The organism is Arthrobacter sp. Y3222053 (assembly GCF_059092805.1).
Window position 1 is genome coordinate 671,497 of the sequence record NZ_JBNHIA010000002.1, and the last position, 15,303, is coordinate 686,799.

11 protein-coding genes are annotated in these 15,303 nt (G+C 69.5%); 6 read left to right on the top strand and 5 right to left on the bottom strand.

The window, feature by feature from the left end:
• Window positions 1-5: 5 nt before the first annotated feature.
• A complete protein-coding gene (locus AC5RUW_RS07350; RefSeq protein ID WP_494160072.1) occupies window positions 6-974 on the top strand; it encodes a M56 family metallopeptidase in 969 nt (322 codons plus the stop codon).
• A gap of 96 nt (window positions 975-1,070) precedes the next feature.
• Here AC5RUW_RS07350 and AC5RUW_RS07355 read toward each other — a convergent pair whose 3' ends face one another.
• Complete coding sequence (locus tag AC5RUW_RS07355) at window positions 1,071-3,176, bottom strand: DNA gyrase/topoisomerase IV subunit B (protein WP_494160073.1); 2,106 nt, start codon at window positions 3,174-3,176, stop codon at window positions 1,071-1,073.
• Between the two features lie 251 nt (window positions 3,177-3,427).
• Here AC5RUW_RS07355 and AC5RUW_RS07360 point away from each other — a divergent pair, with 251 nt between their 5' ends.
• Window positions 3,428-3,640, top strand: a complete 213-nt coding sequence (locus AC5RUW_RS07360; protein ID WP_494006779.1) for a DUF7455 domain-containing protein — start codon at window positions 3,428-3,430, stop codon at window positions 3,638-3,640.
• A 206-nt stretch (window positions 3,641-3,846) separates the two neighbouring features.
• On the opposite strand, the gene AC5RUW_RS07365 is transcribed toward AC5RUW_RS07360, so the two are convergent.
• The 4 genes from AC5RUW_RS07365 to AC5RUW_RS07380 form a co-directional block, all read right to left on the bottom strand.
• Window positions 3,847-5,160 carry an RNA polymerase sigma factor gene (locus AC5RUW_RS07365; protein WP_494160074.1) on the bottom strand — a complete coding sequence of 438 codons (1,314 nt, stop codon included), beginning with the start codon at window positions 5,158-5,160 and terminating at the stop codon, window positions 3,847-3,849.
• A 285-nt stretch (window positions 5,161-5,445) separates the two neighbouring features.
• A complete protein-coding gene (locus tag AC5RUW_RS07370) occupies window positions 5,446-6,885 on the bottom strand; it encodes a DUF4192 domain-containing protein (protein WP_494160075.1) in 1,440 nt (479 codons plus the stop codon).
• Window positions 6,886-7,024: 139 nt separating this feature from the next.
• Window positions 7,025-8,356: an MFS transporter gene (locus tag AC5RUW_RS07375; protein ID WP_494160076.1), complete on the bottom strand. Its 1,332-nt coding sequence runs from the start codon at window positions 8,354-8,356 to the stop codon at window positions 7,025-7,027.
• A gap of 27 nt (window positions 8,357-8,383) precedes the next feature.
• A complete protein-coding gene (locus tag AC5RUW_RS07380) occupies window positions 8,384-9,412 on the bottom strand; it encodes a proteasome assembly chaperone family protein (protein ID WP_494160077.1) in 1,029 nt (342 codons plus the stop codon).
• Between the two features lie 250 nt (window positions 9,413-9,662).
• Between AC5RUW_RS07380 and AC5RUW_RS07385 the strand changes: the two genes are divergently transcribed.
• The 4 genes from AC5RUW_RS07385 (at window position 9,663) to AC5RUW_RS07400 (ending at window position 15,140) form a co-directional block, all read left to right on the top strand.
• Window positions 9,663-11,186: a leucyl aminopeptidase gene (locus tag AC5RUW_RS07385; protein ID WP_494160078.1), complete on the top strand. Its 1,524-nt coding sequence runs from the start codon at window positions 9,663-9,665 to the stop codon at window positions 11,184-11,186.
• A 202-nt stretch (window positions 11,187-11,388) separates the two neighbouring features.
• Window positions 11,389-12,771, top strand: a complete 1,383-nt coding sequence (gene lpdA / locus AC5RUW_RS07390; RefSeq protein ID WP_494006773.1) for a dihydrolipoyl dehydrogenase — start codon at window positions 11,389-11,391, stop codon at window positions 12,769-12,771.
• A 108-nt stretch (window positions 12,772-12,879) separates the two neighbouring features.
• Window positions 12,880-14,637 carry a 2-oxoglutarate dehydrogenase, E2 component, dihydrolipoamide succinyltransferase gene (gene sucB, locus AC5RUW_RS07395; protein WP_494160079.1) on the top strand — a complete coding sequence of 586 codons (1,758 nt, stop codon included), beginning with the start codon at window positions 12,880-12,882 and terminating at the stop codon, window positions 14,635-14,637.
• A gap of 152 nt (window positions 14,638-14,789) precedes the next feature.
• Window positions 14,790-15,140, top strand: a complete 351-nt coding sequence (locus AC5RUW_RS07400; protein ID WP_494160080.1) for a hypothetical protein — start codon at window positions 14,790-14,792, stop codon at window positions 15,138-15,140.
• The last annotated feature ends 163 nt before the right edge of the window (window positions 15,141-15,303 follow it).

The following is a 15,303-nucleotide window of genomic DNA, read 5'->3' on the forward strand; positions in this document are numbered from 1 at the left end:
CCCAGGTGTTCCTGGCCTCCTACCTGCTGGCCGGGCTGGCCATCATCCTGGCCTGGCCCGTGCCGATCCTGCTGTCCCGGGCCGCATGGACCGCAAGATCCCCGTTTGCCGCCCTGGTGCTGTGGCAGGCGATCGCGCTGGCCGGCGGCCTGTCCATGATCGGTGCCATGCTCACGTGGGGCCTGGAGCCGCTCGGCGACAACCTGCCGGCTGCGTTCCGCGGGCTGTGGGGCATCCTGATCCACGGCGAGCCGGCCACCACGCTGGGCCTGGTGCACGTCTTCGCCCTCAGCGCGGCCCTGCTGCTGGGCGCGCATCTCGTCTTCACGCTGCTGCTCACCTACTACCGCATCACCAGGGACCGCCGGCGCCACCGTTCCATGCTGCAGCTGCTCAGCTCCCCCTCCCCGGATTACGGCGCGACGGTGGTGGTGCCCTACGCAGCGCCCGTGGCCTACTGCCTGCCCGGCGGCGGCCGGGCCGTCACGGTCCTGTCCGACGGGCTGCTGGAGATGCTGACCCCGGGCGAGCTGCAGGCGGTCCTCACGCACGAACGTGCCCATCTGCTGCAGCGGCACCATCTGCTGCTCTGGGCGTTCGCCGCCTGGCGGGCTGCCCTGCCCTGGCTGCCGACGTCGCAGCTGGCCCAGCAGGCCGTGCACGAACTGATCGAAATGCTGGCCGACGACGAGGCGCTGCGTGAGGTGGACCGCCCCACCATGGTGCGGGCACTGGCCCTCGTCGCGAACGGCTCGGCGCCGCTTCCGCCCGATACCGCTCCCGACGGCCCGCCCGCGCTCGGCGGAGCACAGTCCTCGGAACCGGTGGACGCCGCACGCCGGCTGGGCCGGCTGCTGACTCCCCGGCCGCCGCTGGCGGCCTGGCAGCGGGCGATGGTGCTGCTGGCAGCCTTGGCGCTGGTGGCCGTGCCGACCGTACTGCTGCTTGCGCCCCAGCTGGTGCCCTGGCGCTGAGCCCCCGGTCCACACGGTCCTCAGTGAATCCTCCGGACCGAAGCAGGGCAGCGGCCGGCCCGGCGGCACCATCCGCCGACGGGCCTGCCGGCCGGTCTAGGCGTCGATGCGGTCCCGGTCCAGCATGGACGCTCCGGCCACGATGAAGTCCTTGCGCGGAGCGACGTTGGAGCCCATCAGCAGCTCAAAAACCTGCTCGGCGGCCGCAGCCTCACCGATCCGCACCCGGCGCAGCATCCGGTGCCGTGGGTCCATGGTGGTCTCCGCCAGCTGATCGGCGTCCATCTCGCCCAGGCCCTTGTAGCGCTGGATCGGCTCCTTGTACCGCCGCCCCTCCTGTTCCAGCCTGGAGAGCAGCTGGTGCAGCTCCTTGTCGCTGTACGTGTACACGGTCTCGTTGGCCTTGGAGCCCGGGTTGATGATCTCCACCCGATGCAGCGGCGGGACGGCGGCGAAGACGCGTCCGGCCTCCACCAGCGGGCGCATGTAACGGTAGAACAAAGTCAGCAGCAGGGTCCGGATGTGGGCACCGTCCACGTCGGCGTCGGTCATGAAGATCACCTTGCCGTAACGGGCGGCGTCCAGCTGGAAGCTGCGCCCGGACCCGGCGCCGACCACCTGGATCAGCGCCGCGCACTCGGCGTTGGACAGCATGTCGGAGATCGAGGCCTTCTGCACGTTCAGGATCTTGCCTCGGATGGGCAGCAGCGCCTGGTAGTCGGAGGACCGCGCCATCTTGGCGGTGCCGAGCGCGCTGTCGCCCTCCACGATGAACAGCTCGGAGCGCTCCGGATCATCCAGCCGGCAGTCCGCCAGCTTGGCGGGCATGGAGGAGGTCTCCAGAGCGTTCTTACGCCGCTGGGTCTCCTTGTGGACGCGGGCCGAAATGCGGGACTTCATTTCCGCGACGACCTTGTCCAGCAGCTGCGAGGCCTGGTGTTTGTCCGCCTTGGAGGTGGCGTTCAGGCGCGCGGTCAGCTCCTTTTCGACCACCTTGGCCACGATGGACTTCACGGCGGAGGTCCCAAGGACCTCCTTGGTCTGGCCTTCGAACTGCGGTTCCGCCAGCCGGACGGTCAGCACCGCGGTGAGCCCGGCGAGGACGTCGTCCTTTTCGAGCTTGTCGTTGCCCGCCTTGAGCTTGCGGGCGTTGGCCTCCACGGTCTTCCGGAAGGTCTTGAGCAGCGCCTGCTCGAAGCCGGCCAGGTGGGTGCCGCCCTTCGGGGTGGCAATGATGTTCACGAACGAACGGATGGTGGTGTCGTAGCCGATGCCCCAGCGCAGGGCGATGTCCACCTCGCATTCACGCTCGACGTCGGCGATCCGGCTGTGGCCGGATTCATCGAGCACCGGGACGGACTCGGTGAAGCGGCCGGATCCCTGGAAGCGCCAGGTGTCGGTGACCGGGGCGTCGGCCGCCAGGAACTCGGCGAATTCGGACAGGCCGCCGTCGTAATGGAACACCTCCTCGACCGGGCCCTCTTCGCCCGCCGTGCCGGGCAGCCGGCGTTCGTCCCGCAGCGTGATGCGCAGCCCGGGAACCAGGAAGGCGGTCTGCCGCGCCCGCGCCTGGAGCTCCGTGTAGGAGAATTTCGCGTCGGGTGTGAAGATCTGCCGGTCCGCCCAGTAGCGGATCCGGGTTCCGGTGACGCCGCGCTTGGCCTTTCCCACCACTTCGAGGCGGGAGCTTTCCAGGAAGGGCGAGAACGCCGCATCGGGAGCCGGGCGGGCGCCGTCGTCGAAGGTGCCGGGCTCGCCGCGGCGGAAGGACATCTGGTACGTCTTGCCGGCGCGGTCGACCTGGACGTCCAAGCGCGCGGAGAGCGCATTGACCACGGAGGCGCCGACGCCGTGCAGGCCGCCGGAGGCGGCGTACGAGCCGCCGCCGAACTTGCCGCCGGCATGCAACTTGGTGAAGACCACCTCGACGCCGCTGAGGCCGGTCCGCGGTTCGACGTCGACCGGGATGCCGCGTCCGTCGTCATGGACCTCAACGGAGCCGTCGGCGTGCAGGATGACCTTGATGCTCTGGCCGAATCCGGCCAAGGCCTCATCCACCGAGTTGTCGATGATCTCCCAGAGACAGTGCATCAGGCCCCGGGAGTCGGTGGACCCGATGTACATGCCGGGACGCTTCCGTACCGCTTCGAGCCCTTCCAGGACGGACAGGTGCCGGGCGGTGTACTCAGAACTGGGCGCCACGTGTGTTGGAACTCCTCCGGCTGCAGGGCCGATCGGCGGCCGGAACGCTGCCGGCCGGTGTGCTGACGGTCCGCGGGAGGGGACCTTTCCTCAAGGTTAGTGCCCGCCACCCCCGGAACGGGCCAGCGACGTGGAGGACGTGTCCGGCCCCACACGTGCCGTACGCGCTGAGCGAAAGCGGGGCGCGTCCGGAAAGACCCTGACGGCAAAGGTGGTTGAATGAAGTATCAACACCCTTGAGGAGGCATCCAATGACAGCTGCAGTAGCTAATCGTACGTTGACTGCGCTGGACCGCTGCGACCGCTGCGGAGCCCAGGCGTATGTTCGGGCCGTGCTTGAGTCCTCCGGCGGGGAACTGCTTTTCTGCGGGCACCACGCCCGCGCGGTGGAGGCGAACCTGCGCCCGCTGACCTCGGAATGGCAGGACGAGACCTCCCGTCTGCACGAGAAGGCAGAGGCCTGATCGGCGGGAACATCCCGGCGGGGCCGATGCCCTGAACGAGCTTGGAAAGGCCCCTTCCGCATCTGCGGAAGGGGCCTTTTCCTTCATCCGGCGCGTTCGACCCGGCACTGTCCGCAGGGCGATGTCCGTCCTACGGAAAAGGCACCCCGGGCCGGGATGCCTTTTCCGTGGTTCGACGGCCGGTTCCGCACTGCGGCGGAACGGAGTCAGTCGAGGTAGTCGCGCAGCACCTGGGACCGCGAGGGGTGGCGCAGCTTGGACATCGTCTTGGACTCGATCTGGCGGATACGCTCACGGGTCACCCCGTAGACCTTGCCGATCTCGTCGAGGGTCTTCGGCTGGCCGTCGGTCAGCCCGAAGCGCATGGCGACGACGCCGGCCTCCCGCTCGGACAGGGTGTCGAGCACGGAGTGCAGCTGTTCCTGCAGCAGCGTGAAGCTCACGGCGTCCGCGGGGACCACTGCTTCCGAGTCCTCGATCAGGTCACCGAACTCGGAGTCTCCGTCTTCGCCCAGCGGGGTGTGCAGCGAGATGGGCTCGCGGCCGTACTTCTGCACCTCGATGACCTTCTCGGGGGTCATGTCCAGCTCAAGGGCCAGCTCCTCCGGAGCCGGCTCCCGGCCCAGGTCCTGCAGCATCTGCCGCTGGACACGGGCGAGCTTGTTGATGACCTCGACCATGTGCACCGGGATGCGGATGGTACGGGCCTGGTCGGCCATGGCCCGGGTGATGGCCTGGCGGATCCACCAGGTCGCATAGGTGGAGAACTTGAAGCCCTTGGTGTAGTCGAACTTCTCGACGGCACGAATCAGGCCCAGGTTGCCTTCCTGGATCAGGTCCAGGAACAGCATGCCGCGGCCGGTGTAGCGTTTGGCCAGCGAGACGACCAGGCGGAGGTTGGCCTCGAGCAGGTGGTTCTTGGCACGCTTGCCGTCGTGCACCACCCACTGCAGTTCGCGCTTGAGCTTGGCGTCCATGTCCGGGTCCTCGGCGAGCTTCTGCTCGGCGTAGAGGCCGGCCTCGATGCGCAGCGCGAGGTCCACTTCCTGCTCGGCGTTCAGCAGCGCGACCTTGCCGATCTGCTTCAGGTAGTCCTTGACCGGATCGGCCGTGGCGCCTGCGGACACGACCTGCTGGGCAGGGGCGTCGTCATCATCGGCGTCGGAGTAGACGAACCCGGTGCCGGTGGGAGCCCCGGCCTTCGCGGTGTCGGTATCCTCCGCGTCGGCGGAAACAATGGCGTCGGCGTCGGGCTCGGCTTCAAGATCGTCGTCGCCGTCCAGGACCTCGTCCTCTTCGGGCTTCGGCTCTTCCTTGGCCGCGGCCTTCTTGCGTCCACCGGTCTTGGCCCCGGCCTTGGCCGTGGTCTTCCGTCCGGCTGCCGGCTTGCGGGGGGCCTTGGCAGCGGTCTTGGTGCCGGCAGCAGCCTCAGCGGAGCCGGCCTCAACGGTCCCGGCTGCAGCGGTGAGCGTACTTGCAGTGTCAGTCTCTTCGACTGCAGTTGTCTTTCTCGGCGACACAGAAAACCTTTCACATACGGCGGGTTGTGGCGTCACCATCGGTCGCAACACCACTATGACCCTGTCAAGTCCGTGTTTTGCAACCAAGTGGCCGGCAGCACTGCTGCCGAAGCTGCAACAACTGCCGTGCACGTATTGTTCCCTGCGCCTGCGGCGCCGGAGCAAACGTGACACTTGATACACGAACCCGACCGGGTCTCGGTTCCCATTGTCGCACGGATTCCGGGCGGCGGACAGCACGCCGCCCCTGTGCCGGGCAGGGGCGGCGTGCTGTGCCCGGGAAAATCAGCCGTGGCCGGGGCTCCAGGCGGTGGCCGGCCGCCTGGTCCAACGGGGCACCGTTCCCCCGGCGAACAGTTCCGACATCAGCACGGCGAGGCGGTAGCCGGGATGATCCGCAAGCGTCTGCTCCAGCAGCAGCCTGGCACGCGAGCCGCGGCCGCGCGCCCATTCGATCCACGCCAGCAGAGTCGGAACCGCCGGCTCCGCGGTGGACACCAGGCCGCCCGCGCCTGCCGGAGGGCGGACAGGCCCGGCAGCGGCGGCATCCGGCGCGGCGGCGACGGATTCGCCTGCCGCGGCCGGCTCCGTGGGCATGCAGGCAAACCACGCCAGCAGGCGGAAGGCATTGTCCAGCCGGCCCCAGTCCGGCGCGCCGTCCCATTGCCCGGTGAGGACCTCCCCCAGCCCGGGCTGCGGGTCCGGCGCCGGTGGGCCCTGCCTTTCCGCGGTCTCCCCGGCGACGGCGTCCGGGCCGATTCCGGATTCGAGGCGCAGCGCCGCCCGCACGTCCGGCGGGAGGGCGGGGAGGTTCATGAGCACTGCCGCGGGCACCGGTCCGTCGATCATCAGTCCGGCTCCCGCAGCTCCCCGGAGGGCCGGGCCCAGGCCGACGGCCGCCTGCACGGGCAGCAGGTCCCGTATCGTCCGACTGGCGAGGCTCGCCGCCAGCAGGGCCGCCTCGGCCGGGTCTGGCGCCGTTCCCTCGGCGGCACGGGCCAGGGCGGCTTCCCACGCCCCAAGGACATGGCGCAGCACGGTGCCATGCTGCCACCAGCCACGGAACACGCCGGGGCGGCGGTCCCCGGCACGCTGCAGCCGCCATGCGGCGTCGCCGCCGGCCGTCGCCGATGGACCCGGCGTGGCGTGTTCCGCTGCGGGATCGGCCCCGGAGCTCCGGAGCCAAGCTGCCGCTTCCCGCAGCTCGCGGCCGATGGCCTCCGCAACGCTCCCGGCCGCCACGCTGCCGCGGAACACCAGTTCGGTGCCGAGCGGTGCCGAGGCCAGGTCCGCGGTCGGGCGCCCGGGCAACGGGCAGCAGCCTGGATCGGTGCAGAAGCTGCTCCGCCAGTAGCCGGCACCGACCGTCCAGCCGTCCTGGACGGGCAGTCCCGCCCGGACCGCCTCGTCCGCCAGGCGGCCCGGCAGCTGTTCCAAGGCCCCGCCGGGCGAGGTCAGGGCCTCGGGCGCATAGAGAACCATGAGCATCCCGTCGGCCTGCCGGTCGGTGCGCAGCAGCCGTACCGCCTCACGGAGGAACCGGCCGTGCAGCGCCTCCCGCGGCAGGTCGATCCGGACGGCTGCGCCGAGGTGCTGTCCACGCAGGGCCAGGAGCACAAGGGAGCGGTCCGGGGTGAACCCAAGGAGGTGGGGCACAAGGGCGAGCACGTCCTCAGCGGCGCGGATGCGCAGGCCGGAGGCTTCGCCGTGGGAGATCTGGCTCATGCGCAGCAGTCTTCGGCCCATACAGTCCGCCGGCGGGCACAGAGTCCGGATTGTGGGTCCGGCCCGTATCAGGGCGCCGGAACGCGTGCTGTGGAGGACAGCAGGGCCCGGTGCCGGAAACGGCTGGGCCGGCGCATCCTCAGTCGGCGTCGAGCCTGGTCTGGCGCCGTCGTGCCCGCTCACGGGCCAGCGCTTCGCGCAGCGGGGGCAGCCGCAGTCCGTCGGCGGCCATCGCCCGGCGCACCTTGCCCCGGGTGGTCAGCACGCCGACGGCTCCCCCGAGGACAACCGCCAGCTGCACGGCCATCGCAATCCTGAAGGAGGTCAGTTCATAGAGGTTGCCCCCGGAGAAGCCCGATGCGAGCAGCAGGTCGAGGATCAGGCCGATCAGGTACATCGAGACCAGGGACGCAAAGAATCCGCCCACGTTGACGATCCCGGTGGCGGTGCCCAGCCGGCTGGCCGGGTTGTAGGTGCGGGCGAAGTCGAAGCCGATCATCGAGCCGGGTCCGCCGACCGCGAGCATCGCCACCAGCACCGTCAGCAGCCACAGCGGCGCCGGCCCGGGCTGAAGCAGCACGGCAATCCAGGCGGCCGACATGGCGCCCGCGATGAGCAGCACCATGGTGGAGCGGCGAAGCGGATGCCGCGCCACCCACGATCCCAGCCAGGGGCCGCACAGGATGCTGACGATGACAAAGACGGTCATCAGCGCCGACGCGGTCGACGGCGCGACGCCCTCGGCGCTGACCAGGTAGGGGTAGCCCCACATCATGACGAACACGGTTCCCGGGAACTGGATCGTGAAGTGGGTCCACAGCCCCAGCCGGGTACCGGGATGGCGCCAGGCGGCCAGCAGCGAAGAGCCGGTCTGGCGCAGCGGCATCGGCACGGGAGCCTCGGCGGCCGGGGGGCGGTTGCGCACCAGCGCGGCCACCAGCACCAGGGCCAGCAGCGACAGCGCCGAGGCGCTGATGAAGGCGGTGCTCCAGCCGGACAGCTGCAGCAGCATCGCAAAGGGGACGGCGCTGAGCACCTGGCCCAGCTGGCCGATGATGCCGGTCCACTGCGTGAGCATCGGCACGCGCGGGCCGGAGAACCAGGCGGGCACCAGGCGCAGGACGGAGATGAAGGTCAGCGCGTCGCCGGCCCCGACGAGCAGCCGCCCGGTGATTCCGCCGCCGATCGAATCCGCGGCGGCAAGCTGGAACTGCCCGGCAAACATGAGCGCCGCACCGGCCGCAATGAGCAGCCGGGGGCCGTAGCGGTCGACCATGACGCCGACCGGCACCTGCAGCAGGGCGTACACGAGCAGCTGGACGACCGTGAAGACGGACAGCACGGAGGCGGAGGCGTCGAAGCGGTCGGTCGCCGCCAGCCCGGCCACGCCGAAACTGGTGCGCTGCGTGACGGCGGCCATGTAGGCCAAGACGCCGATCCCCCAGACCAGCCAGGCGCGTCGCGTGTTCACCGTCCGCCCCCGGCGGTCCGGCGTGTCTCAGCGCCCCGTTTCGTCGCCGCGCGGTCCGTGGTGTGCCCTGTCCGCCTGTCCACTGCTGTCCGTTTCCTCCGTTGACCCGGCACCGCCGGCCTCGCCGCTCTCCGCCGCCTCCGCTGCGCCGGCCGCGCTGGCCAGGAAGGCCTCAGCCGCGGCGCCGAGCTCTTCGGCGTCGGCGATCTCGTCATTGTCCTTCACCAGCAGGCTGCGGCGCACGGTGCTCTCCGTGTATTCGTCGTAGCGCCGCTCAAGGGTGGTGACCACGCCCTTGACCTCCGCCGAGGCCTCCACCTGCTCTGCGATCTGCCGTTCGATCTCCCGGCCCGCCTCGCGCAACCGGTCTGTCGGCAGGACGACGGACGCGGTCGCGCCGAGGTATTCCAGGCCCGCCACGGCGGCGGGCGGAAACTCCGCATCGGCGAGGTAGTGGGGCACGTGCACCACATGCCCGACGACGTCGATCCCGGCCGCGGCCAGCCGCAGCTCCAGCAGGTGTCCAATGGACGCCGGAATCTGCGCGGTCGGACGCCAGGAGCTGATGCCCTCGATGAGGTCGGGCCGGTTGCCGTGCACGGTCACCCCGATCGGACGGGTGTGCGGCACCGGCATGGGCACCGAGTGGATCCAGGCGACGAGTCCGACGTCGAGGGTGCGGACCAGCTCGAGGACGGCGGCCGTGAAGCGTTCCCACTGCAGGTCCGGCTCGAACCCGGTCAGGAACAGGAACGGCTCGCCGAGCCCGTCCGACATGCGGTGCAGTTCGATGCGCGGCGCCTCGTACTCCTCGAGGTGGTCCTCGAGGAACGTGATGGTCGGGCGGCGGGAACGGTAGTCAATGAGCTGATCGGCGTCGAACGTTGCCACAAGCTCGTGCTCGAGGTTTTCGAACAGCTCCTCGCGGATCTGTGACACCACGTGGCCGGCGTCGGCGAATCCGGTGAAGCCGGCCAGCAGCGGTGCTCCGCGCAGGCCGCCGGCGGAACCGGCCGCTGCCGGATCAATGTTGAACAGGGTCTGCGGATCAAGCATTCCTACCCCTTTCCGGCCATAGTGCCTGTACGTGGTCCATGCGGGCGGCGCAGCCGCTCCCGAAATCCGCGCCCGGGAAGCTTCCCTGGCCTGCTGATCGCTCCATTACAGACTAAACGCCGCCGGTGCCGTCTTTCATTCCATCCCGCCGCCGGCCGGCGGGCGGCGGGCGGCGGGCGCGCCCGGGGCGAGGGACTACGATCGGGAAGGGAAGGCAACCAGACACCGAACGAAGTGAGGAAGTAGTTTCGTGAGCAAAGCCAACGAGCCGGTTCTGTCCGTCACCGCGAAAGACGTCCGCCGGGTTCCGGCGCAGGCGCTGGTGGTCGGAGTCGGCAAGGCCGCAGGCGGGCCGGCGCTGATTGACAGCCCGCTGCCCCCCAAGGCCTCGGCCGCCCTCTCCGGCTCCCTCGCCCTGCTGGGCGTTACCGGCGCCGTTGACCAGGTCCACCGCCTCCCCGGACTGCCTGAGGTCGACGCCGAAATGCTCGTCCTGGTCGGTGTGGGGGACGTCAGCAACGGCGTGCAGCTGAGCCCCGAGGCGCTGCGCCGTGCCGCCGGCTCCGCCGTCCGGCAGCTGGCCGGCACCGGGTCCGTCGCCCTGGCCCTGCCCGCCGGCACCGTCGCCGACGCGGCCGCGATCGCCGAGGGCGCCCTGTTCGGCGCCTACAGCTACACAGAGCACCGCAGCAGCTCCGCCGCCTCCGCCGCCCCGGTCCGGGACATCACCGTCATCACCCCGGCCGCGGACGAGCGTGGCCTGCCCGAAGCGCTGGAGCGTGCACGGATCCTGGCCCGGGCGGTGAACTCCACCCGCACGCTGGTCAACCAGCCCCCCAGCCATCTCTATCCGGAGACGTTCGCGGCGGCGGCCCGTGAGGCCGCCCGCGGCCTGCCGGTCAAGGTCACCGTCTGGGACGAGAAGAAACTCGAACGGGAGGGCTTCGGCGGCATCCTCGGGGTCGGCAAGGGGTCCTCGCGCCCGCCGCGCCTGGTCAAGGTCGAATACGCGCCGGCCAGGGCCAAGGCCAAGCTGGCCCTCGTCGGCAAGGGCATCACCTTCGACTCCGGCGGACTCTCGCTGAAGCCGGCGGCCGGCATGCAGACCATGAAGTGCGACATGGCCGGCGCCGCCGTCGTCCTCAACGCCGTGCTCGCCGTCGCCGCGCTCGGGCTGCCCGTCAAGGTGACCTCGTGGCTCTGCCTTGCCGAGAACATGCCGTCCGGCACCGCCCAGCGGCCCTCGGATGTGCTCACCATGTACGGCGGCAAGACCGTTGAGGTGCTGAACACCGACGCCGAGGGCCGGCTGGTCATGGCCGACGGCATGGTGGCCGCCAGCCAGGAGGAGCCCGACGCCCTGATCGACGTGGCGACCCTGACCGGCGCCCAGATGATCGCCCTCGGCAACCGGGTCAGCGCGGTCATGGGCGATGAAGGGGTGCGCGACGCCGTCAAGGCGGCCGCGGACCGCGCCGGCGAGCTGTTCTGGACCATGCCGATCCCGGAGGAGCTGCGGGCCAGCCTGGATTCGCAGGTCGCCGACATCTCCAACCACGGTGAACGCTTCGGCGGCATGATGACGGCCGCCAGCTTCCTGCGCGAATTTGTCGGCGAGTCCGGCGGCAGCCCGATCCCCTGGGCGCACCTGGACATCGCCGGCCCGGCCTTCAACGAGGGTGCCCCGTACGGCTACACCCCGAAGGAGGGAACCGGCGTCGCGGTGCGCACCCTGGTGGCCTACGCGGAGGACGTCGTCGCCCGCTCCGAGTAGCACCCGTTACGCCAACTGCAGGCACTCCTGCAACCTGTGCGCCGCATGAGGCGCGTGTTTCTCATTACAATCGCCGCCGCCCGGCCTGCAGCAAGTGGAGCAGGCCGGGCCGTGGCGATAGGGTGAGACGAGATCATCACCACCCACCAATCACCAGGCGCGCCCCTCGGCGCGTCGTTCGATTACGCGAGGGAGCGTTTCCGTGGCCGATAAGGCAGCAGAGCAGGAATTCGATATTTTGGTCCTCGGGGGAGGCAGCGGCGGTTACGCGGCCGCGCTGCGCGCCGCCGGTCTCGGCATGTCCGTGGGCCTCGTGGAAAAAGCCAAGCTGGGCGGCACCTGCCTGCACAACGGCTGCATCCCCACCAAGGCGCTCCTGCACTCGGCGGAGATCGCCGAGAACGCCAAGTCCGCTGAGAAATACGGCATCAAGGCCAACTTCCTCGACGTCGACATGGCTGCAGTGAACGCGTACAAGGACGGCATCATCGCCGGCAAGTTCCGCGGCCTGCAGGGCCTGGTGAAGTCCAAGGGCATCACCGTCATCGAGGGCGAAGGCCGCCTGACCGGCAAGGATACCATCGAGGTCGCCGGCACCGCCTACCGCGGCAGGAACATCATCCTGGCCACGGGCTCCTACTCCCGCACCCTGCCGGGCCTCGAGATCGGCGGCCGGGTCATCACCTCCGACCAGGCCCTGACCCTGGACTACGTGCCCAAGAGCGCGGTCATCCTGGGCGGCGGCGTCATCGGCGTCGAGTTCGCCTCGGTGTGGAACTCCTTCGGCGTCGATGTGACCATCGTCGAGGGCCTGCCTTCCCTGGTCCCCAACGAGGACCCGGCGATCATCAAGAACCTGGAGCGCGCCTACAAGAAGCGCGGCATCAAGTTCAGCACCGGCATCTTCTTCGAGAAGGTCGAGCAGAACGAGAACGGCGTCGTCGTCACTCTGGCCGACGGCAAGACCTTCGAAGCGGACCTGCTGCTGGTCGCCGTCGGCCGCGGCCCGGTCACGGCCAACCTCGGCTTCGAGGAAGCCGGGATCACCATCGACCGCGGATTCGTTATTACCAATGAGCGCCTGCACACCGGCGTAGGCAACATCTACGCCGTCGGCGACATCGTTCCGGGCCTGCAGCTGGCGCACCGCGGCTTCCAGCAGGGCATCTTCGTGGCCGAGGAGATCGCCGGCCTGAACCCGGTGATCGTCGAGGACGTCAACATTCCGAAGGTGACCTACTGCGAGCCCGAGATCGCCTCGGTCGGCCTGACCGAGCCCAAGGCCAAGGAAAAGTACGGCGACGGCAACGTCGAGGTTCAGGAATACAACCTGGCCGGCAACGGCAAGACCTCGATCCTCGGCTCCTCCGGCCTGGTCAAGCTGGTCCGCGAAAAGGACGGCCCCATCGTGGGCGTGCACATGATCGGCGGCCGGATGGGCGAGCAGGTGGGCGAGGCCCAGCTCATCGTGAACTGGGAAGCGTACCCTGAGGACATTGCCGGGCTGATCCACGGCCACCCGACCCAGAATGAGGCTCTCGGCGAGGCCGCCATGGCCCTCGCCGGCAAGCCGCTCCACGGCTGACACAGACGTTTGCCGGCCGGATCAGCCTGGTCCGGCCGGCTGCAGGACCACCGCCACCAGCGCCACGGCTGGTGACAGAAGATCTACACAAGGAGAGACGGGGACGAAATGTCTGAAACCGTGAACTTGCCCGCCCTTGGTGAAAGCGTCACCGAGGGTACCGTCACCCGCTGGCTGAAGCAGGTCGGCGACCGCGTCGAGGTCGACGAAGCGCTGCTGGAGGTGTCCACCGACAAGGTCGACACCGAGATTCCGTCCCCCGTGGCCGGCGTCATCGAGGAAATCCTGGTGGCCGAGGACGAGACCGCCGAAGTCGGTGCCCCGCTGGTGCGCATCGGCGACGGCTCCGGCTCCGAGGCCAAGGACGACGGCGGCAGTGCCGCCAACCAGGAGGCCCCGGCCCAGGAGGCTCCCGCCGAGGAGACGCCCGAGCCCGCAGCGGAAGAGGCTCCCGCCCAGGACGCATCCGCATCGGGCTCCGCTGACGGCACCGACGTCACCCTCCCCGCACTGGGCGAGTCGGTGACCGAGGGCACCGTCACCCGCTGGCTGAAGCAGGTCGGCGATGATGTCGCCGTCGACGAGCCGCTGCTGGAGGTATCCACCGACAAGGTCGACACCGAGATCCCCTCCCCCGTGGCCGGCAAGCTGCTGGAGATCAAGGTCGCCGAAGACGAGACGGCTGAGGTCGGTTCCGTCCTCGCCGTGATTGGCTCCGGCGCGGACGCCCCCGCCAAGGCCGAGCCGAAGGAAGCCGAGCCGGTGGCCGCGGCGTCCAAGGACGAGCGCGAGGCTCCTGCCGCTGAGCCCGAGCCCAAGCAGGAAGCTCCCAAGCAGGAAGCTCCCAAGCAGGAAGCTCCCAAGCAGGAAGCCCCGAAGCAGGAAGCCCCGAAGCAGGAAGCGCCCAAGCAGGAGGCGGGCGACCGGTCGGAGGGCACCTACGTGACTCCGCTGGTGCGCAAGCTCGCCAACGAGCACGGCGTGGACCTGTCCGCCGTGAAGGGTTCCGGCGTTGCCGGCCGCATCCGCAAGCAGGACGTGCTGGACGCCGCCGAAGCCGCGAAGGCCAAGCAGGCCGCACCGGCTCCCGCCGCGGAGTCCAAGGCGCCCGCTGCAGCCGCTCCGAGCGCCGAGGCTTCGAAGCTGCGCGGCACCACGGTCAAGGCTCCGCGCATCCGGCAGACCATCGCCCGCCGCATGATGGAGTCCCTCGAGGAGTCCGCCCAGCTGACCCAGGTGCACGAGGTCGACATGACCCGCATCGCCAAGCTGCGCGACGCCGCCAAGGCGAACTTCCAGGCGCAGAACGGGGCGAAGCTGACCTTCCTTCCGTTCATCGCCAAGGCTGTGGTTGAGGCGCTGAAGCAGCACCCGAAGCTCAACGCGTCCTACGACGCCGAGAGCCAGGAGATCACCTACCACGACGCCGAGCATCTGGCGATCGCGGTGGACACTGAGAAGGGCCTGCTGGTTCCGGTCATCAACGACGCCGGCGACCTGAACATCACCGGCCTGGCCAAGAAGATCGCCGACGTCGGGGCGCGCACCCGCAGCAACAAGATCGGCCCGGACGAGCTCTCCGGCGGCACCTTCACGATCACGAACATCGGCAGCGTCGGGGCCCTCTTCGACACTCCGATCATCAACCAGCCGCAGGTGGGCATCCTGGGCACCGGTGCGATCGTCAAGCGTCCGATGGTCATCCAGGATGCGGATGGCAATGACACCATCGCCATCCGGTCGATGATGTACCTTTCGCTGACCTACGACCACCGCCTGGTGGACGGGGCGGATGCGGGCCGGTTCCTGCAGACGCTGAAGGCACGCCTGGAGGAGGGCAACTTCTCCGCGGATCTCGGCCTGTAGCCTTCCCGGGCACAGCTGAAGGGCCGGCCGGGCACTCCCCAAGGAGCGTCCGGCCGGCCCTTTTCCGTACCGGCTTCACGGACTTCTACGTGTTGTAGAACTGTTATCCGCCGGATTCGGAAATGCCAACACCGCGTCGGTAAGCTGGAGGCATGGACTTCCTTCACAGCTTCCTTGTCTTCCTGCACATCCTCGGTGCCGGCCTCATCGTCGGCCTCTGGATTGCCCGCATCAAGAACCCCACCGTGGTCCCCGGCCAGTTCCACGCAGCACTGCTGCAGCTGGTGACCGGCATCCTGCTCGTGGGCCTGAACGAGATGGGCGACGGCGCTGTCAACCACATGAAGGTGGGCGTCAAGCTCCTGATTGCCCTGGTCATCGCCGTCATGGCCTTCATCGGCCAGCGCCGCTACAAGAAGGACCAGCCCGTCGGCAAGGGCCTGGCCAACGGCGTCGGCATCCTCACCGTGGTCAACGTTGCGCTGGCCACCATGTGGAACTAGTCCATCCCGATTGCTTCGGGGCCCCTGCCGCGCCGCGGCAGGGGCCCCGCCCATTTAACGGGCCCTGCCCCTTGAGCAGGCACGGCACCGCCGCCTGCCGATCGTCCGGGCAGCACCGCTCCGCGGAGGGCCACCGCTTCCGGGCCGGCGGTCTGGATGCTCC